The sequence below is a fragment of the Pelodictyon clathratiforme genome, from assembly GCF_982375515.1.
In genome coordinates this window covers 407539-426615 of sequence record NZ_OZ455102.1, presented here as the reverse complement: position 1 = coordinate 426615, position 19077 = coordinate 407539, and the positions used below count along the sequence as shown (strand labels likewise).

Sequence of the window (19077 nt, the reverse complement as noted above, 5' to 3'; positions counted from 1 at the left end):
ATCCGGAACGTTTTTTGTTTATACCCATGAAGCAGCTCTCTCTTATCATCGATCAGCAGGCAGTTACAACAGCACAGGGAACTTCGATTCTTGAAGCGGCTGCGGAGGCTGGTATCACGATTCCAACGCTCTGCTTTCTCAACTCCCTGCACGAGACGGGGTCGTGCTGGATGTGTATTGTTGAGATCAAGGGCAAAAATCGCTTTGTTCCGGCATGTGATACACTGGCTTCCGAGGGGATGGTTATTGAAACGGACAACGCGGAGATCAGCGCCATGAGGCGTCAGAGCCTTGAACGGATCATTGAAGAGCATGGAGGTGATTGCATGGGGCCTTGTGAGCTCTCCTGCCCTGCAGGTTGCAATATCCCGGATTTTGTCGCGGCCATTGCCCGCCATGATGAGCGTGAGGCCATACGGATTATCAAGCAGAGCATTCCTCTCCCCGGAATTCTCGGTCGTATCTGCCCGGCTCCCTGCGAGGATGAGTGCCGCCGGCACGGTGTAGACCAGCCGGTCTCGATCTGTGCCCTGAAACGCTATGCTGCCGACAGGGATTCGGCGCAACCCGAGCGGTTCATCCCTGAAATTGCTCCGAAAACAGGGAAAAAAGTGGCCATTGTCGGCGCCGGAGCTGCCGGCCTTTCCGCTGCCTGGTTTTTGCTCAGCAAGGGACATGGGGTGACCATTCTCGAGTCGAGTGAGGAGGCTGGCGGAATGCTGCGCTACGGCATTCCCCGCTTCCGGCTTCCTGAAACCGTTATCGACAGTGACATTGCTCCCCTGCTCGAGATGGGTCTGGAGTTCCGTTTCAATACCACTTTCGGTCAAGAGGTCACCCTTGAAACGCTTCAGGCTCAATTTGATGCTGTTTTTCTTGCGATTGGCGCCCAAAAGGCTTCGAAAATGCATATTGCCGGTGAAGATGAGCCTGGCGTGACGAGCGGCATCGCCTTTCTGCGAAGGGTTGCTTTAGATGATCAGCCTCATTTGGAGGGGCGGGTCGTCGTTACCGGTGGAGGCAACACCGCCATTGATGCGGCAAGAAGCGCAATGCGTCTTGGAGCTTCTACGGTTACCATCCTCTACCGCCGTTCAAGAAAAGAGATGCCTGCCAACGCATCTGAAATCGATGAGGCTCTGTCTGAAGGGATCTCGCTTGTTGAATGGGCTGCCCCGACTGCAATCAGGAGGCTGAATGATGCTCTTGAAATAACGGCTATCATGATGAAGCCAGGCGCGCCTGACCAATCGGGGCGAAGGAGACCGGTACCTGTTGAGGGATCGGAATTCACCATCATGGCCGACACGGTCATCTCGGCTATCGGGCAGCAGATTGACCGCTCTGTAGCAGATCATGCCGGTATCGGCAGCACGGAGCACGGTGAAGTGCTGGTTCACCCCGAGACCCTGCAATCGGCAAGACCCTGGCTGTTTGCAGGTGGAGATTGTGTAACCGGGGCTGATACGGCCATCCAGGCCGTTGAGCAGGGAAAACGGGCTGCTTATGCCATCAACCTTTTTTTGGGGGATGAAGCCGTTACGGTTCCGAAAGCCTCTTTTAACTCCTCCTATGGAGCGCGTGATGAGGCTCCAGGGGCATTCTACGACAAGGCTGAACCGGCAGAAAGGGTGGCTCTGGCTGAACTGCTGCCGACCGATCGCACCAACAGCTTCTGCGAAGTGGTTACAGGATACACGGAAACCCAGGCCCGTGAGGAGGCGCTGCGCTGCCTGCAATGCCGCTGCAATGCCGTCAACGATTGTCGGTTGCGGGTACTCGCCTCCCGTTACCTGCCCGTTGAAGCTGCACAAAAGCATGATCATCAGGGGTTTTACCGGGCAGAAAATGCCGATATGGGCATGGAACGCGAAAAGTGCGTTGACTGTGGCATCTGTGTGCGGATGCTTGAGGAGTTTGATGGAGCTATCGACATTGCCGTCATGGCTGAAAGCTGCCCCACAGGAGCATTGTCGCGCCCCCCGGGCCTCTCCTGATACAAACCGGGCGCACTCACTTGCCATAGCCACAGCAGGCCCAATCGATAAAAAAAAAGTACTCTTCCGGTTTTTTTTCAGCCAAACACTTCGTATTTTAAAGCGTCCGGGGTCGTCCGGGGTCAGGATCATCAACATCTTTCAGGCAACGCTCTCTCTTCTGTACATGTGCGTTTTCGGCTGCAATGGATTGACGCCCTGTCAGTCACCTGAGGGTAGCTCTCAAAAGGCGCCTTCGTCTCTCTTCACTTCCGGGGTGATTCTGGCAATTTTTGTCCGCCTTTTCATCTTTTTCACGATTGAGTGTAACGAGACGCTCCATGCGGCAGTCAATAGCGATGCCGACAGGCTCTATTCGGCAAAAAGCTACGAACAAGAGATCATCAAAGCCAAGAAAGCGCTTGAGGTATCGGATTCCAGCCTTGCTCAAACCGATCTGACGCTCTGCCTGAACAACCTTGCGGCTCTCTACTTTGTCGAGGGACGGTATGCTGAGGCTGAACCACTTTACCTCCGGGCTCTCGATATTCGCACGAAGCTGCTTGGCCCCGATCATGCCGATGTGGCCGTGAGTCTCAACAATCTGGCCATGTTATACAATGCCGAAGGAAAATATGCCGAAGCAGAGCCTCTTCTGACCCGTGCGCTTGCCATACAGGAGCGGATGTTCGGTTCTCTCAATGCGGAGTTTGCCCTGATCCTGAACAATATGAGCGAGCTGTACTATATGCAGGGTCACTATGCAGAGGCTGAGTCTCTCTGCAAACGCTCGCTTGCCATCCGGGAACAACTTTTCGGAGAGAATCACCCCGATATTGCCCAGAGTCTGAACAATCTTGCAAGAGTTTTCTATGACCGGGGAAGGTATGCCGAAGCTGAACCACTCTACCTCCGTGCTCTTGATATCTGGGAAAACAATCCAGGCAGCGCCGAGCCAGATGCAGCAAGGGCGCTCAACAACTTGTCGGAACTCTACCGCTCTGAAGGCCGGTATGCTGAAGCTGAACCTCTCTCTTTGCGAGCTCTTGCTCTCCGGGAGCGCGCTTTTGGCCTTGAACACCCTTTGGTGGCCACAAACCTGAACAACCTTGCACTCCTCTATAACAATCAGGGAAGGTACGCCAAAGCTGAACCGCTCTGCCGCCGGGCGCTGGCCATCAGGGAGAAGCTGCTTGGCCCTCTTCACCCTGAAGTAGCCACAAGTCTGAGCAACCTTGCATTAATCTGTAAAAGTGAGGGGAAATATGCTGAAGCGTTGCCACTGTCGATGCGCGCACTGGCCATCAGAGAAAAAAACTTTGGCCTGCAACACCCTTATGTGGCAAAAAGTATGCACAATCTTGCAGAGCTGTACGTCAGCATGGGCCGCATGGCAGAAGCTCTTCCTCTCCACGAGGTTGCGCTGGCCACCCTGACAAAGCTTCTCGGTACCGAGCATCATGATACAGGGTTGAGCATGAACCATCTTGCAGGGCTTTACTTTACCCTCGGACAATATCAAAAGGCCGAACCACTCTACCGCCAGGCGCTTGCCATTCACGATAAGCTTGTTGGCCCTCTTCACCCTGATCATCCTGAAGTTGCAACGACACTCAATAACCTTGCAGAATTGATGCGCATTCAGGGCCGGTATGCAGAGGCCGACTCCTGCAACCGCCGTGCGCTGGCCATGAGGGAGAGGCTCTTTGGCCCGGAACACCCCGATGTTGCCCTGAGCCTCTGCAACACAGGCGTCCTGAAAAAAAATCAGGGAAAATACGCTGAGGCAGCACCTCTCTTCATACGTTCACTGAAAATCAGGGAGAAGCTCTTTGGCGCTGTACACCCTGATGTCGCAACGAGTCTGAGTAACCTTGCGGCACTCTACAAAAGTGAGGGAAGATATGCTGAAGCGTTACCTCTCTCCCAACGTGCGCTCGCCATCAGGAAAAAAGTACTCACTCCTGAACACCCTGATCTGGCAACAAGCCTGAATAACCTTGGGGTGCTTTACACTATCCTGGGCAAGTATACACAGGCCGAGGCGCTTTTGACCCGTTCTCTGGCTCTACGGGAGAAGTTGTTTGCTCCTCTTCACCCCGATATCGCAACAAGTCTGAATAACATGGCAGAGTTGTTTCGCATTCAGGCCAGATACCGTGAAGCTGCTCCTCTTTACCGCCGTTCTCTCGACATACGGGAAAAGCTCTTTCCTCCCCTTCATCCCGATATTGCCCTGACTCTTAACAATTTTGCCCTGCTCTACTCCGATCAGGGAGAGTATGCTGTAGCCGAGCCGCTCTATCTCCGAGCTCTCGACATCACGAAGAGGCTCTTTGGCCCGAAAAGCCTTGATACAGCAATAAGCATGAACAACCTTGCGGCGCTTTACTCTGCTGGAGGCCGCCATGCCGAGGCCGCGCCTCTTTACAGCGATGCGATGGCCATCATGGAGAATGTTGATGCAACGCATCACGACAGCCATATGGTCGCCCTGAACAACCATGCAGAAGGGTACCTCGCCAGCAAAGACGATCATGAGGCTGAGGATTGCGTTAAACGGTCACTTGCAATCAGGGAGAAGAATTTCGGCACTCTTCATCCAAGCGTTGCGACCTGCCTGAATAACCTTGCTGTAATTCTGGATGCCAAAGGCCAACATGCCGAGGCTGAGCCACTCTATCTCCGTTCGATCGCTATTGTTGAGTGCGCACTTTCCCCCGATCACCCCGTTATTGCACAAATTCTTCAAAATCTTGCGCTCCTTTACCGGAAAACAGGAAGGGATGGGGCCGCAGGGGAGCTTGAAAAACGAGCCCTGCTCATAACGGGCAAAACACGATAAAAGCGTAGAGTTAAAACCGGTTATTGAGGCTAAACGCAAGACTTCTCTGTTATAGCGTAACGATAAAGTTATGACACTATGAAAATATGTGGAAATGATGATTCCTGCAGACTGGTAAAAGCATTGCTGCTTACCTCTGTCGGAACGGTTTCTCTGGCAGTATGCTCGTCTGGAGCGCCGCAGAAAATTGGTGATGAGTATGGAGGGGGCATAATAGCCGCTATTTTTAACCCGGGTGATCCGGGTTACTCTGACATGGCGGAACAGTTCATGATTGCTTCCAAAACAGATGTATCCGAATCCGAAATTTTAAGTTCAAATCTGGCTGCATCGGACAAAATGGAGCAATACGGGTATTACGACCGGTTACTGCAAAGCGAGGAAGTTCTGCGTCACGTTGCTGCAAGTGGAAACTGAGCGTTACACTCCCCCTTTTTGGGGAGATTTCAAAAAATCAAGGAGGAACTTGAACAGCTCTCCAACAACATGGATCACACTCTGGAACCCCTGTTCGATATGGTGAAAGGATTGATGAATGTTGCCTCCGGTAAAATGGAGCCAGGCGGCATAAAGGATGAGCATGGCTGCAACAACAAAAAAGAGCCGCATGACCCTTCTGAGAAAGGAGAAGAGGATCATGATCGAAATGATGACGGCAATGATAAAGAGTACAGGATGACCAACGAGGTATGCAACTGCTTTTTCCATAGTATCAGCTTTTTTTATTGATCACGAACAAGAGTCGTAAACCCTGATGACGGAAGAGATGGAGTTCCGGCTTTTCGGGCCAACGGATGTACAATTCTCCATCATGTTAAAGATATTCCTGCAGAATCGCCGCAATTTTGTGTGAAGGTGAGTCGCTGGCAAGCCTTTCCCTTGCTGCAAGCAGCTCGCGGCGCATCGTGCCGGCTTTTTCGGGATCGTCAAGGATTGTGCAGGCAGTCTGGTATATCTCCGTTCCACTGGCCTCATGCTGGATAAGTTCGGGCACGGCCCTTTCGCTGCTTCCGAGCCCTTTGGCTACAATGTTGGCAAGTGAAATGCTTGTCAGCTTTACCAACTGACGACCAATCAGGTAATTAAGCCATCCTGTCCTGTAGACAACTACCATTGGTACACCGAAACAGAGTGATTCAAGCGTTGCGGTACCAGAGGTGACCAGTGCAAGATCGCTGTACTGCATGACTTCATAAGCCGAACAGTTGATAACGGAAAGATCCGGATATGCCGACCATGCATGGTAAACCTCTTCGTCGAGGTGCGGTGCGCGTCCGAAGAGAAAAACCACACGGTAATTTTGGCTCAGCAGACGGGCTGCTTTCAGCATTTCCGGTAAAATGTGAGCAATCTCCTGCTTGCGACTTCCTGGAAGAAGACCGATCAGAAGGGTATCCGGCGCCAGATTATATCTCTGTACAAAAAGCTCTCTGGATGGCAGTGAGAGTTCTGCAAGCTGCTCGATAACGGGATGACCGACAAATTCTGCATTGATACCATGGCGTCGAAAAAATTCAACCTCGAAATCGAAGATAACAAGGAGCCGATCAACATCACGCCGGATCGCCTTTACCCGACCCTCTTTCCATGCCCAAACCTGGGGGGAGATGTAGTAGATAACCGGAATACCGAGTTGATGAAAAAAACGGGCCATCATGAGGTTCATGCCTGGATAGTCAACAAGAAAGGCTGCCTGTGGTTTTTCACGACGTATGGCTTCCTTGAGTTCCCGAATAACCCGACGAAGAAATCCGGCATGTTTGAGCACGTCAAGAAAACCCATGATGCTCATCTGCGCAGTGTCGTAGAGCAACTCTGCTCCAAGAGTGCGCAGTTTTTCACCACCGATACCAAAAACCTTGAGTTCAGGCCTTGCTTTCAGCAGTTCAGTGATGACTCCGGCTGCATGCATATCACCGGAGAGCTCACCTGCTAATACAAAAAGCTTTTTTGACATCAAAAAAGAGAGATAATTGGATGAACGACCGGGAATCTGTATTTTAGAGCGATGTGGCTCTTTTTTATTATATCAAATTCAATAAAGAATGCAAGTTAAATTCGGTACTGACGGATGGCGCGCGATTATAGCAAAAGATTATACGTTTGACAACCTCAAACTTGCAGCACTGGCCTCGGCCCGATATTTTCTCGGCCACCCGAACAGGGCGAAGGGGGTGTGCGTTGGCTACGATACACGCTTCATGTCGAGAGAGTTTGCTGAATATACTGCGGAAGTTTTTTCATCGCAGGGGCTTAAGGTCTTTTTGTCTGATAGTTTTGCCTCAACACCTGCCGTCTCTCTCTATACAAAAGCGAAGCAGCTTGCTGGTGGTATTGTCATCACGGCCTCCCACAATCCGGCTATCTATAATGGATTCAAGGTTAAAGCCTCTTATGGTGGTCCAGCGCACCCGGAGGTCATTGCTGAAATTGAGAGCCATCTTCTCGAAATCGATCCGCAAACCCTTCTTGTACCCGACAAAAAGCTGATTGAGCTGGTCGATATGAAGGGATTTTATCTCAACTACCTGAAAAGCAGCATCAATCTCCCCCTGATCCGCGAATCACGCATCAAGATAGCACATAATGCCATGCATGGCGCCGGACAGGATCTTCTTACCAGCCTGTTTGATGAGTCCATGCTCAGTTGCTACCATTGCAGCATCAACCCGGGGTTTGGAGGGATCAATCCTGAGCCGATGCCTCAGTATATCGGTGAGTTTATCGAATTTTTCAAGGAGGTTGAACCTGATGTCGCCATTATCAATGATGGTGATGCCGACAGGATTGGTATGCTTGATGAACATGGCGCCTTTGTGGACTCCCATAAACTCTTTGCCATTATTCTCAAGGATCTGGTCGAGGAGAAGCATCAGACCGGTGAGGTCGCCAAAACATTTGCGCTGACCGATGTCATTGATAAAATCTGCGAGAAGCATCATCTGCTCATGCATGAACTTCAGGTCGGCTTCAAGCATGTCAGCAAACTCATGACAACCAATAATATCCTCATGGGTGGTGAAGAGTCGGGCGGCATAGGTATTACGGCGTTTCTGCCGGAACGGGACGGCGTCTATACTGGCCTGCTGATCCTTGAGATGATGACGCGCCGCGAAAAGACTCTTTCGGAGCTGGTTCAGGAACTCTATGATGAGTATGGCTTTTTCTGTTACAATCGCCACGATCTGCATGTCAGTGATGCAAAAAAACAGGCCATTATCGACCGCGCATCAAAGGGAGATCTTGCAACCATCGCCGGTTATAAAGTTTTGAAATTCAGTAATCTCGATGGCTACAAATATCACTTTGAAGGTGGATGGATGCTTATCCGCCCATCCGGCACAGAACCGATACTGCGTCTCTATTGTGAGGCTGACTCACAGGAGAAGGTTGACAAAGTTCTTGCCTTTGCTGCAAAACTCGCCTGAAGAGGCTTGTGTCAGGTATGAGAGCCCGCGAAGAGCTGTTCAAAGGCCTTGTTGCCGAACATCAGGAGATGGTGGTCAATACCTGTTACCGATTTGTTTTTAATCGAGAAGATGCAGAGGATCTTGCTCAGGATGTTTTTGTTGAGGTGTTTCGCTCTCTTGAGCAGTTTCGTGAAGAGGCAAAACTCTCGACATGGATATACCGAATCGCCGTCACAAAGTCGCTTGATCACCTGCGTCGCTTGAAGAGGAAAAAGCGGTTCAGCTCATTGAAAAGAATTATCGGTGTTTCTGATCCCTCTGAAGAGATTGCTGCCCCCACCACGGATAATCCTGCCGAAGCTCTGGCAGGAAGCGAGCAGGCAAGAATATTGCAAAATGCCCTGAATTCGCTTCCCGACAGTCAAAAAACCGCGTTTCTTCTCAGCAAACAGGAGGGGTACAGTAATCAGGAAATCGCTGATCTCCTTAAAACATCAGTATCAGCGGTCGAATCCCTGGTGCACAGGGCAAAAAAAAACCTTCACGATAAGCTTTATGCCTACTATAGCGAACAGTGATTTTTTCTTCAAGCCACAAGGTTTTGACATACCTGTCGTCCTACACAATGAAACAGGAGTGTACAGATGAAAAAATGTGATGAAAATATAGAGGCCAGGGTCGTTGAGACCATGGCATTACTTGATGAGCTGCAGCCTCTTGAGGTGCACCATCTCTTCAGGGTACGGCTGATGGAGAGAGTGGAACGGGAATTCGGAGAGGGAGCCAGGGTTCGAAGGGGCGATCGTCTTGATTTTCGCCTGGCATTTATGGCTCTCCTGCTTGTTGTTAATCTCGGTTCAGCGCTTGTATCGGTGTTTGATGGTAACCGTCAGGTAACAGGAGGGGCTGTCAGTGAACTGCTTGACAGTCAGAATGATGACTACAGCAGTCAGGAGTTTGCCTACTATGAGCAGACTGCTGCGACCACTTCTCCCGCAACAGAAACAGGGGGGGAGGAGTATCCTTGAAGCGACACAATACAAAAAAGAGCCGATGAAAACGATGATACGAAATTCCTGCCTTATGCAGGGAGAATCTGATTTGAGGATGCCATGAACCTTCTTGATTCAAGACGACTTGTTACGACAGCGCTTGTGCTGCTCGCTGTGCTCAATGTGACGCTGCTTGCTACGTTGTGGTGGCGTGAGAGTTGCAGGCTGATACCCGGAACCGAATCGGTAATCCATAACAAAAAGCGCCTCTCGTTTAGCAGGCAGCTTGACCTTGATGAGTCGCAGAGGATCAGTTTTGATAAACTGCGAAAGGAACATTTTCACAACGTCGGAGCTGAAATGAAGGCAATTGCCTTGCTGAAAAAACAACTGATTCAGGAGGCTCTGCAAGAAAAGCCTGATACCATAAAAATAGAGAGCATTGCTGGAAATATCGGTTCCCGTCACGCAGCCGTAGAACGGCAGCTTGCCTTTCACTTTCATGAACTGGCAAAGGTGTGTACACCCGGACAGCGGGATTCGCTGAGGATAATACTGGAGCGTATTGCTGCACGAAAGCGGCCTGACAGAAGTGAGCGGTGGGGAGAGAACCCATCTCCGGGTCGCTGAGAGTGGCAGTAATCACCTCCTGCGGAATTTTTGCCCTGCTTTAACAGCAACAAGCCGCGCCTCATGACGAAAAAGGGCCGCTGCAATAAGAAGGTAGAGGGTGAGCAACCCGATTTTGAAGGCAAAAACAACCCCGGCCTGGGGCAGCTCAGACCCTGCAAGGAACTGAACTGATGCCATCGCAACAGCCGTTACAAGCAGCAAAAACAGTTTAAGCCAGTCATGGCGGAGCGGAAAAACTTTTAGTGAGTACCAGGCCATGACAACAGACATGACAGCCGTTCCTGCCACAATAGCATAAGCGGCGCCATCCATGCCTCGCAGAGGAATAAGCCACCAGCAGAAAAACGCTGTTACAGCAGCGCCGGCAAAGGTGACGACAGGCAGATAACGGGTGTTTCCGGTAATAAGAAGTCCTGCAGAGAGGTTGGTTGAGATCATGTCAAAAACGTAACTCAAAAAAATCCACGGCAAAATTGATAGCCCGATCCAGTAGCGGGGAGGGAGCAGGTAAAAACTTCCACCATAGTGATAGCGAACCAGATCAGGCACAAAAAAGGTGGCTGCAAGCGCCAGGAACATGGTGAAAAGGGTTGAAATACTCAGTATATGCCGGAACAACTGTTTTGCATCCGGATCCTTGGAGTGCTGAAGAAAAAAAGGCTGCCACGCAAAGCGGAAAACCTGGATAAAGAGCTGGAGCACCACACCAAACGCAGCAATTCTTCCATAAATACCGACAATATCGGAGGGCTGGTAGCCTTTTCCATAAATACGCTCAATTGTTGAGGGGGATATGCGAATTAAAATATTGCGATCAATAAGATGAATCAGAAGTCCGGCGATCCCTGTCGGCACATAGGGCAGCCCTATGCGAAGCATGGAACGCAACTGGTCGGCTGAAAAAAAGAGCCTGAACTGACGGAGAACCGGAATGACCAGCAGAAGGCTGATCAGGGATCCGAATGCCTCTGCAATAAAGACGCCTGGCAAACCGGCATTGAGGGGAACAATAAGAATCACCGCACTGATAACAACCGCTACCACACCTGCTACTCTGGCGATGGCAAACTGCAAGGCTTTTCTTTTGAGGCGAAGTTCTGCAAAGGGAATGACCAGCAGGGTGTCAAGCCATAAAATAAGGGCTGCATAGCGGACAAAAAGATAATCTCCCGCAGAGAGCCCTATGAGCTGGGCAAGGAGCGGCGCAAAAAGCGCAATGCCGACAGCAAACAGGGTTGAGGTGAGGAAAAGTGTCAGAAAAGCTGTTGAAAAAAGCTGCGTCTCATCCCTCTCATGATCTGCCGAATCGGAAACGACCTTGAGATATGAGGTCTCAAGGCCATAGGAAAAAAGAACATTTGCCAGAGCAATATTGGCATAAATGATGGTTTGTACCCCATTGTCAAACGTTGAAAGTTTGTTTGCATAGAGGGGAACCAGCAGATAATTGAGACTGCGGGCCAATATCGTACTTGAACCGTAGATGACGGTATCTTTGAAAAGAAGCTTTAACTTTGAGAACATGCCACAAATAAAATCAGAAATACTTAAACGGTACCATCGTTTGCTGTCGCAGAGGTTCCATTGGCCTGAGCGGCTGCCCGGCGCTGTCGTATCGCCTCCTCATCAATCTGAAACCTGCCATCTTTTTGAATAACAGGAATTTTTGATATCACCTCCTGAAGATGGCGCTGCGCCTCATTTTGCTGCTGCTTGAGTTTTTCAAGCTCATCTCCATACAGGCCGACAGGGTTGTCTTTGTCAATAATCGAGTCTCTAAATGATTCTATCTGCAGATTCTGCTCTTTTTTCATATATCCCAAAAACCTGGTGAGCAAAAAAACCAGAAGGAAAAAAAGTAACAGGGAAATACCCAGAAGAACGAGCCAACTCATGGGAAATCGGGTTATGTCGATTAGCAAAGAAAACGGTATTTGCTCAATTTAGCCGATATTAGAGTTTATCAAAATAGTAACCAACCATCTTTTCTTCATTGAAGCATCAATTCTGCCAGAAGACCATGAGCATACCATCCCAAAAACAGGAAATTACAGCGCTTGGAAAAATAATTCTTGATCAGGAAGCCCGCGCCATTCATTTGATAGCCGAACGACTTGATGAGAGTTTTTCGGCTGCCGTGGAACTTCTTGCATCATGCCAGGGAAAAATCATCATCTCCGGTATGGGGAAATCAGGTATCATTGCACAAAAAATAGCCGCAACGATGTCATCAACTGGTTCAACAGCCCTTTTTCTTCATCCGGCAGATGCCGCTCATGGAGATCTTGGGATTGTCGGTCATACCGATACCGTCATCTGTCTTTCGAAAAGCGGCACAACCGAGGAGCTGAACTTTATCATCCCGGCACTCCGCCAGATTGGTGCAAAAATTATTGCGATGACTGGCAATCCCCGCTCTTTTCTTGCCCAGAAAGCGGATATCACACTTGATACCGGCATAGCAAAAGAGGCTTGTCCGTATGATCTGGCACCGACAACCTCGACAACGGCTATGCTCGCCATGGGAGATGCCCTTGCCATTGCGTTGATGCAGGTGAAAAATTTCACACAAAGAGATTTTGCGCTGACCCATCCCAAAGGATCACTCGGACGACGGTTGACTGTAAAAGTAAGTGACATCATGGCAAAAGGCGATGCTGTCCCTATCGTGTCAGAGAGTGCTTCGGTGACCGGTCTTATCCTTGAAATGACATCGAAGCGATATGGAGTAAGCGCTGTTATAACTGATGATGGTAAGCTGTGCGGCATTTTTACCGATGGTGACCTTCGTCGCCTGGTGCAGAGTGGCAGGGAGTTCCTCAACCTCAGCGCGGGTTCAGTTATGACTGCAAATCCCAAGACTGTCACAGGCGACACCATGGCTAAAGAGTGTCTTGACATTCTTGAAACCTGGCGCATTACACAGTTGCTGGTGTGCGACGATGAACAGCATCCTGTTGGAATGGTGCATATTCATGATTTAATTGTACTGGGGTTATAGGGGGGGAGGTTGGGGAGTTGGGGAGTTATGGGAAGTTGGGAAGTTATGGGAAGTATAGGAGTTATGGGACTTATGGGACTTATAGGAGTTATAGTACCAACAGGGCTTATATAAGTCCCATAAGTCCCATAACTCCTATTTTCCTGACCTAACTTTGCCTTACCGACCCAGTGCTTTTAGCATTGCTTCGCCAATATCGGCGGGGCTTTTTACAACATGAATGCCTGCTGCTTCCATTGCTGTTATTTTGTCTTCGGCTGTTCCTTTTCCTCCGGATACAATTGCGCCGGCATGGCCCATTCTCCGGCCTGGAGGCGCTGTGCGACCGGCAATGAATCCAATAACCGGTTTTTTGAAGTATTCCTTGATGTAGGCAGCAGCTTCCTCTTCAGCACTTCCACCTATTTCACCGATCATCACAAGCCCTTCAGTTTCATCATCCATAGCAAAGAGCTTGATGGCGTCAATAAACTGGGTACCAATAATTGGATCCCCACCAATACCGATACAGGTCGATTGACCAAGACCAACCTCTGTCAGTTGGTGAACCGCTTCGTAGGTAAGGGTGCCACTCCGGGAAACAACCCCAATCGTTCCTTTTTTGTGGATAAAACCAGGCATGATACCAACTTTGGCTTCACCTGGAGTAATAACGCCCGGACAGTTTGGCCCCACAAGAACGGCTCCCTTTTGCTTGACAAAAGCATATGCTTTCATCATATCGTTAACAGGAATGCCTTCAGTGATACAGATAATCACTTTCAGTCCGGCATCAGCAGCCTCCATAACCGCATCGGCTGCAAATGCTGCCGGAACAAAAATGACGGTTGCATTGGCTTCGGCCTTCTGCACGGCTTCACGTACTGTATCAAAAACCGGCACTGGTCGGCAAAACTTGTCTTTTTCGTTGCCATGATAGAGTATACCACCTTTGCCCGGTGTGACTCCGGCGACCACATTGGTTCCATATTCAAGAATCTGGGAGGTGTGAAAGGTACCTTCCCCACCGGTTATCCCTTGCACGAGCAGGCGGGTATCCTTGTTTACTAATACACTCATTTTACCGTATCATTAAAATTAAGTTGCTAAATACTCCTACCGAAACTCACAGGGATCGCTGCATGTGTCGGGCTATCCCGAGCAGCTTTCCTTCCTCAAAAAAATTACAGATAAGGTGCATCCCTACAGGCAGGTTCATACTGTCAAACCCGAGTGGAACACTGATTGCCGGCATACCGACGATACTTGCCGGAACGGTGAAAACATCGGCAAGATACATTTCAAGAGGATTTTCGGTTTTGTCACCGATCCCAAAAGGAGGAAAGGGTGAGGTCGGACCGGCTATGACATCGACCTTATCCAAGGCCTCACGATACCGATCCTGAAAAACCCGGCGGACCTGCTGTGCCTTTTTGTAGTAGGTATCATAATAGCCTGCGGAAAGCACGTAGGTTCCAAGCATAATGCGGCGCTTGACCTCCCTGCCGAACCCTTCTGTCCTTGAATTGACATACATGGCGGCAAGATCTTCCGACATTTCGGAGCGGTAGCCATATCGTGCACCATCAAAACGGGCAAGATTGGATGAGGCTTCGGCGGTAACAAGTATGTAGTAGGCTGCTATGGCATATGCACTGTCAGGAAGCGTGACTGGAACAAGTTCAGCTCCCTGAGCGCGAAGCTCTTCAAGCTTTCCCTTCACCATGCGGGATACTTCAGGGTTCAGTGTTTCAGGAAAATACTCTTTCGGTACACCTATCTTTAATCCATCAACAGAGAGCGTCGCCATTTCAGATGCGTAATCGGCAACGGGATGCCGGGAGGAAGTGGCATCACCTTCATCCTTGCCCGCCATAACCCCGAGCACAAGAGCAACATCATCACAGTTCAGACCAAGCACTCCTATCTGATCGAAGGAGGAGGCAAACGCCACAAGACCATAACGGGAGATCCTGCCATAGGTCGGTTTCAGCCCAACAATATCACAGAAACCTGCTGGCTGACGAACAGAGCCTCCGGTATCCGATCCGAGAGCCACCAGAGCAAGGCCATTTGCAACGGCAGCAGCAGATCCACCTGAACTGCCTCCAGGAACTCTTGTTTTATCAAAGGGATTGGGAACGTTGCCAAATGCTGAATTCTCATTCGAGCTGCCCATGGCAAACTCGTCCATATTGGTTTTTCCAAGAAAAATAGCGTCTGCCTCCTCAAGTCGGAGCACTGCAGTGGCATCATAAACACTTTCGTAATTCTCAAGAATTTTCGAGGCACAGGTAAGCCTGCAATTTTTCATGGCAATATTGTCCTTGATTGCCATAGGCATCCCGAACAATTTTCCAGGATTCCCTCCCTCCCTGAGTTTCCGATCGAGGGTTCTTGCCCGTTCCAACGCCTGATCATGAAAAACCGTTATGTAAATATTATCGCCGCGATGATTCTCTATACGTTCCAAATAAAAACGCACGACCTCTTCACAGGTTATTGCATGCGAGACAAGCCTGGATCGAAGATCTTCGTAACTACTAAATTGCACGTCTGTTATGAATTATTTTATGAGAAGGATTTCTGGAAATCCGGATATTTACCGTTCAGAAAAAAAATAGCTCTCCTGATGCTGGCTCTCCGTTCCGTGTAAAGTTTGTATAATAAGAAATAACTGCATATTATTCAATTTGGGGTGATTTAGTCTGCCGCAAGATTAGTATTCTTCGCTCAATGATTGACCTTCAGGCGACAAGACAGAAACCAGGATTTATGGCTCTTATAAAAATAATGGACTTTACAGCAACGCCTAAAACCAGTTGGTTTTCCTCGGATACTGATGATGACGATAAACGCATTCAGGCTGATCTGAAAGCGACGTGTCAGCTCCCCAACCATATTGCAATCATTATGGATGGAAATGGACGATGGGCACGATTGAAGGGCAAAACAAGAATCGAAGGCCATGTCGCTGGTGTAGAATCGGTCAGGGATGTTGTGGAATCATGCTCCCAACTTGGCATTCGCTACCTTACCCTCTTTACCTTTTCAACAGAAAACTGGAAAAGGCCGGAAAAAGAGGTCTCGGCGCTGATGCAGCTTCTTGTCAAGGTTATTGGAAGAGAAACCCGTAAACTCCACGACAACAACATCCGTCTCAATGTTATCGGAGAAATGGAGATTCTGCCTGAAAAAGTACGTTCTGTTCTGACAAAAACCATGGAACTTACCAAGAACAACAGCAAACTGATGCTGAATATTGCTCTCAGTTACAGCGGTCAATGGGATCTTACCCAAGCTTGCCAGGCGATTGCCTTTGATGTTCAGGCGGGAAGAATCAATGCGGAGTCTGTTGATGAACATCTGCTCGCATCATACCTCTCCACCAGCTCCATACCCGATCCCGATCTGCTGATTCGGACAAGCGGTGAGTTCAGAATAAGCAATTTCATGCTTTGGCAGTGCGCCTATTCCGAAATTTTCTTTACCAACACCTATTGGCCCGACTTTCACCGTTCTCAGCTTTATGAGGCCGTACGGGAATTTCAAAGCAGAGAGAGAAGATTTGGACAGACAAGTGAACAAGTTCAGAAAAAAAATATACCAACAAACAAGCTTTAACCTGATTGATCCCGGAAACTTCATGAAACAAACGCGAAAACTGATAACGTTGGTTCTACTTGCTCTTGCCCTTGATGCTGCAGGGAAAACCGTTGAAGCAAAAAATCTGCCTGTTGCAAAGCCCGCGGCAGCAGAGCAGACAAAAATAACGACACCGAAAAAGGAGATCTACACCGTGACGGCCATCTCCTTCAGCGGCCTTGAATCACTCAGCGAACAGGAATTAACGACCAGCCTTCCGCTGAAAGTGATGGACAAAATTTCCGTCCCCGGAATGGAGCTCTCAGGAGCGCTCCAATATCTTTGGAAACTCCAGCTTTTCAGTGATATCAAGGTTGAAAAAAGTGATCTTGGCCAAAATAACATCGCGCTGAAATTCACCGTCAATGAGCTGCCGGTGCTTGCTGATATCGCGTTTAAAGGCAACAGCAAGCTGGAAAATGATGAGCTGAAGCGAACAGCCGCGCTTGTGACTGGTAAAAAAATAAGCGAACAGGAGTTGCTTACTGCCAGCAATAAAATCGAAAAGTTCTATGCATCGAAGGGGTACCTGACGGCAGGAGCAACCTTCCGCCTGGTGGAGAACGGAAAAAATCAGGTTAAAGCTATTTTCTCGATTACGGAAGGAGCGAAAGTCTCAATTGAGAGAATCACTTTTCACGGCAACAGCGCTTTCAGCCAAAATAAGCTGAGAGGCGTTTTCAAGGAGACGACACAAAACTCATGGTGGCGTAAAATCTTCGGAACACCTAAACTTGATACCGATAAATTCGGTGATGACAAAAATCTGCTGATTGAGTTTTACCGGAACAACGGCTACCGGGATGCACGTATTATTCGCGATGCAATTAGCTACACGGATGATAAAAAAGGACTTTTTCTCGATATTTATCTTGAGGAGGGGCAAAAATACCGAATCGGAAAAATCACCTGGAAAGGGAATACGAAGGAGTTTGCGACTACGGAGATTCTTGAGAAAACGTTCCGAATCAAGCCGGGTGATATTTACAGTCCCAAACTGATCCAGGAGCGCCTGAACTATTCGCAGGACAACTCCGATATCAGTTCAATCTATCTTGATCGCGGCTACCTCGCCTTCAGGGCAAACATTGATGAAAAGATTGTCAAACCTGATCTGGTCGATCTGGTCCTCTCTTTGCGCGAGGGAGAGCAGTTCCAGCTCAACACCATCAAGATCAAAGGCAATACCAAAACAAAGGATCATGTGATCCGCCGTGAGCTTTACACGGTTCCTGGCGATATGTTCAGCCGCAAGAATGTTGTCCGCAGTATCCGCGAACTCAGTATGCTCAATTACTTCGACCCTGAACAGATTACCCCGGACATTCAACCGAACCCTGAAAACAACACTGTTGACCTGATCTACTCGGTCAACGAAAAACAGACCGATACGTTTAACGCTTCGGTCGGTTACAGCGGCAGCGGATTTACCGGCGCAATCGGTGTCACTTTCAATAACTTCTCACTGCAGGATATTTTCAACCGTGATGCATACAGGCCTCTGCCACACGGTGATGGCCAGCAGTTGGGCCTGCAATGGCAGTTCGGAAGTTACGACTACAATACACTCAGTCTCTCTTTTACTGAGCCATGGGCATTTGGCGGACCTACTGCACTTGGTTTTTCAGCCTTTAAAACTCATCGTGCCTACGACTACACGGATGACAGTATCGATAACCCAAATACGATCGACCAGACTGGTACGACACTTTCCATCGGAAGGCGCCTGGCCTGGCCAGATGACTACTGCTCAGTCAACTGGAAACTGAAATACCTTCACAGTGAAGGTGGCTTCCTCAGTTTTGTTGATTATACCGATCCAAACGCTCCCGTCAAGGCCGACGAGTTTTCCATTTCGCAAACCATTGGCCGCAACAGTATCGACAGCCCGATCTATCCGAGAAGGGGCAGCAAAAACTCAATAACGGCACAGCTTGCCGGCGGACCACTGCCGGGTACCGTTGATTTCTACAAATTCACCGGAACCTCGAGCTGGTTCTTCCCGATTACAAAAAAGTTCGTTTTGAACCTTTCGACACAACACGGCTATCTGTCGACTTTCAATGAAAATGATTACATCCCTTACACCGAGTACTTCTACATGGGTGGCAGTGGCATGTCCTCGCTGCCAACGGTGTCGCTGAGAGGGTATGACGACCGGAGCCTTGGGACAAAACTTGGAGGGAGTTCGGCAAGCTCAAGCTTGTATGCAGGAAATATTTACTCGAAGTTCACTTCTGAAATGCGCTACCCGATTACCCTGTCGTCCTCGGTAAGCATCTATGGACTTGCCTTTGTTGAAGCTGGTAATCTCTGGGAAAATGCGGAGGCAGTTGATTTTTCGGATCTGAAAAAATCAGCCGGACTTGGCCTCCGACTCTACCTGCCTATTATCGGTCAAATCGGACTTGATTACGGCTATGGCTTCGACGCCGTCGAGAGCGTTCCGGACAAGACAAAACAGGGATGGAGCTTCATGTTCAGCTTTGGCACGACAATGGAATAACTCCGGTTACGATCTGAAGGGGTCAATGTCCATTGGGGTGACCGAAACGGTGACATTGACCCTGGCAAGATTGAAGGAAATACGAATACA

16 protein-coding genes are annotated in these 19077 nt (G+C 49.2%); 10 read left to right on the top strand and 6 right to left on the bottom strand.

Annotated elements, in window-relative coordinates; translation table 11 throughout:
• The first annotated feature begins 26 nt into the window (after nucleotides 1-26).
• The 3 genes from AC56AD_RS02195 to AC56AD_RS02185 all read left to right on the top strand — a co-directional run bounded on the left by AC56AD_RS02195 (nucleotide 27) and on the right by AC56AD_RS02185 (nucleotide 5238).
• Nucleotides 27-1997, top strand: coding sequence for an FAD-dependent oxidoreductase (locus AC56AD_RS02195; RefSeq protein WP_012507268.1), 1971 nt, complete (start codon nucleotides 27-29; stop codon nucleotides 1995-1997).
• The gene (locus tag AC56AD_RS02190; protein ID WP_150085552.1) at nucleotides 1921-4821 is read left to right on the top strand and encodes a tetratricopeptide repeat protein; all 2901 of its coding nucleotides are present in this window, start codon (nucleotides 1921-1923) and stop codon (nucleotides 4819-4821) included. Before AC56AD_RS02195 ends, AC56AD_RS02190 begins: the two co-directional genes overlap by 77 nt.
• A 78-nt stretch (nucleotides 4822-4899) precedes the next feature.
• The gene (locus tag AC56AD_RS02185) at nucleotides 4900-5238 is read left to right on the top strand and encodes a hypothetical protein (protein WP_012507266.1); all 339 of its coding nucleotides are present in this window, start codon (nucleotides 4900-4902) and stop codon (nucleotides 5236-5238) included.
• A 3-nt stretch (nucleotides 5239-5241) separates the two neighbouring features.
• On the opposite strand, the gene AC56AD_RS02180 is transcribed toward AC56AD_RS02185, so the two are convergent.
• Entirely contained in the window at nucleotides 5242-5529 is a 288-nt protein-coding gene (locus tag AC56AD_RS02180) for a hypothetical protein (RefSeq protein WP_012507265.1), read from the bottom strand.
• Between the two features lie 106 nt (nucleotides 5530-5635).
• Nucleotides 5636-6778, bottom strand: a complete 1143-nt coding sequence (lpxB, locus tag AC56AD_RS02175) for a lipid-A-disaccharide synthase (protein WP_012507264.1) — start codon at nucleotides 6776-6778, stop codon at nucleotides 5636-5638.
• A gap of 88 nt (nucleotides 6779-6866) precedes the next feature.
• Between lpxB and AC56AD_RS02170 the strand changes: the two genes are divergently transcribed.
• The 4 genes from AC56AD_RS02170 (at nucleotide 6867) to AC56AD_RS02155 (ending at nucleotide 9853) form a co-directional block, all read left to right on the top strand.
• Nucleotides 6867-8249: a phosphoglucomutase/phosphomannomutase family protein gene (locus tag AC56AD_RS02170; protein WP_012507263.1), complete on the top strand. Its 1383-nt coding sequence runs from the start codon at nucleotides 6867-6869 to the stop codon at nucleotides 8247-8249.
• 17 nt (nucleotides 8250-8266) lie between these two features.
• Nucleotides 8267-8809 (top strand): RNA polymerase sigma factor, encoded by a 543-nt coding sequence (locus AC56AD_RS02165; protein ID WP_012507262.1) that lies wholly within the window; start codon nucleotides 8267-8269, stop codon nucleotides 8807-8809.
• 66 nt (nucleotides 8810-8875) lie between these two features.
• The gene (locus AC56AD_RS02160) at nucleotides 8876-9259 is read left to right on the top strand and encodes a hypothetical protein (protein ID WP_012507261.1); all 384 of its coding nucleotides are present in this window, start codon (nucleotides 8876-8878) and stop codon (nucleotides 9257-9259) included.
• A gap of 84 nt (nucleotides 9260-9343) precedes the next feature.
• Entirely contained in the window at nucleotides 9344-9853 is a 510-nt protein-coding gene (locus tag AC56AD_RS02155) for a Spy/CpxP family protein refolding chaperone (RefSeq protein WP_012507260.1), read from the top strand.
• A 12-nt stretch (nucleotides 9854-9865) separates the two neighbouring features.
• Here the strand turns inward: AC56AD_RS02155 and AC56AD_RS02150 are convergent, their stop codons facing one another.
• Together AC56AD_RS02150 and AC56AD_RS02145 are read right to left on the bottom strand one after the other, a co-directional pair.
• Nucleotides 9866-11380 carry a lipopolysaccharide biosynthesis protein gene (locus tag AC56AD_RS02150; RefSeq protein ID WP_012507259.1) on the bottom strand — a complete coding sequence of 505 codons (1515 nt, stop codon included), beginning with the start codon at nucleotides 11378-11380 and terminating at the stop codon, nucleotides 9866-9868.
• Nucleotides 11381-11403: 23 nt separating this feature from the next.
• On the bottom strand, nucleotides 11404-11751 hold the full coding sequence (locus tag AC56AD_RS02145; protein ID WP_012507258.1) for a hypothetical protein: 348 nt from the start codon (nucleotides 11749-11751) through the stop codon (nucleotides 11404-11406).
• A 125-nt stretch (nucleotides 11752-11876) separates the two neighbouring features.
• On the opposite strand from AC56AD_RS02145, the gene AC56AD_RS02140 reads away from it, so the two are divergent.
• Entirely contained in the window at nucleotides 11877-12857 is a 981-nt protein-coding gene (locus AC56AD_RS02140; protein WP_012507257.1) for a KpsF/GutQ family sugar-phosphate isomerase, read from the top strand.
• Between the two features lie 159 nt (nucleotides 12858-13016).
• Here the strand turns inward: AC56AD_RS02140 and sucD are convergent, their stop codons facing one another.
• Both sucD and gatA read right to left on the bottom strand, forming a co-directional pair.
• Nucleotides 13017-13916, bottom strand: a complete 900-nt coding sequence (gene sucD / locus AC56AD_RS02135; protein WP_012507256.1) for a succinate--CoA ligase subunit alpha — start codon at nucleotides 13914-13916, stop codon at nucleotides 13017-13019.
• Nucleotides 13917-13962: 46 nt separating this feature from the next.
• Complete coding sequence (gene gatA / locus AC56AD_RS02130) at nucleotides 13963-15390, bottom strand: Asp-tRNA(Asn)/Glu-tRNA(Gln) amidotransferase subunit GatA (protein ID WP_012507255.1); 1428 nt, start codon at nucleotides 15388-15390, stop codon at nucleotides 13963-13965.
• A gap of 221 nt (nucleotides 15391-15611) precedes the next feature.
• Between gatA and uppS the strand changes: the two genes are divergently transcribed.
• Together uppS and bamA are read left to right on the top strand one after the other, a co-directional pair.
• On the top strand, nucleotides 15612-16460 hold the full coding sequence (gene uppS / locus AC56AD_RS02125; RefSeq protein ID WP_012507254.1) for an undecaprenyl pyrophosphate synthase: 849 nt from the start codon (nucleotides 15612-15614) through the stop codon (nucleotides 16458-16460).
• A gap of 22 nt (nucleotides 16461-16482) precedes the next feature.
• Complete coding sequence (bamA, locus tag AC56AD_RS02120) at nucleotides 16483-18987, top strand: outer membrane protein assembly factor BamA (protein WP_012507253.1); 2505 nt, start codon at nucleotides 16483-16485, stop codon at nucleotides 18985-18987.
• The last annotated feature ends 90 nt before the right edge of the window (nucleotides 18988-19077 follow it).

Coding starts and splice junctions, on each gene's coding strand:
- sucD (WP_012507256.1), bottom strand. CDS start 13,916: ATGAGTGTATTAGTAAACAAGGATACCCGCCTGCTCGTGCAAGGGATA.
- AC56AD_RS02155 (WP_012507260.1), top strand. CDS start 9,344: ATGAACCTTCTTGATTCAAGACGACTTGTTACGACAGCGCTTGTGCTG.
- AC56AD_RS02145 (WP_012507258.1), bottom strand. CDS start 11,751: ATGAGTTGGCTCGTTCTTCTGGGTATTTCCCTGTTACTTTTTTTCCTT.
- AC56AD_RS02180 (WP_012507265.1), bottom strand. CDS start 5,529: ATGGAAAAAGCAGTTGCATACCTCGTTGGTCATCCTGTACTCTTTATC.
- AC56AD_RS02170 (WP_012507263.1), top strand. CDS start 6,867: ATGCAAGTTAAATTCGGTACTGACGGATGGCGCGCGATTATAGCAAAA.
- lpxB (WP_012507264.1), bottom strand. CDS start 6,778: ATGTCAAAAAAGCTTTTTGTATTAGCAGGTGAGCTCTCCGGTGATATG.
- AC56AD_RS02165 (WP_012507262.1), top strand. CDS start 8,267: ATGAGAGCCCGCGAAGAGCTGTTCAAAGGCCTTGTTGCCGAACATCAG.
- AC56AD_RS02195 (WP_012507268.1), top strand. CDS start 27: ATGAAGCAGCTCTCTCTTATCATCGATCAGCAGGCAGTTACAACAGCA.
- bamA (WP_012507253.1), top strand. CDS start 16,483: ATGAAACAAACGCGAAAACTGATAACGTTGGTTCTACTTGCTCTTGCC.
- AC56AD_RS02185 (WP_012507266.1), top strand. CDS start 4,900: ATGAAAATATGTGGAAATGATGATTCCTGCAGACTGGTAAAAGCATTG.
- AC56AD_RS02190 (WP_150085552.1), top strand. CDS start 1,921: ATGGAGCTATCGACATTGCCGTCATGGCTGAAAGCTGCCCCACAGGAG.
- uppS (WP_012507254.1), top strand. CDS start 15,612: ATGGCTCTTATAAAAATAATGGACTTTACAGCAACGCCTAAAACCAGT.
- AC56AD_RS02150 (WP_012507259.1), bottom strand. CDS start 11,380: ATGTTCTCAAAGTTAAAGCTTCTTTTCAAAGATACCGTCATCTACGGT.
- AC56AD_RS02140 (WP_012507257.1), top strand. CDS start 11,877: ATGAGCATACCATCCCAAAAACAGGAAATTACAGCGCTTGGAAAAATA.
- AC56AD_RS02160 (WP_012507261.1), top strand. CDS start 8,876: ATGAAAAAATGTGATGAAAATATAGAGGCCAGGGTCGTTGAGACCATG.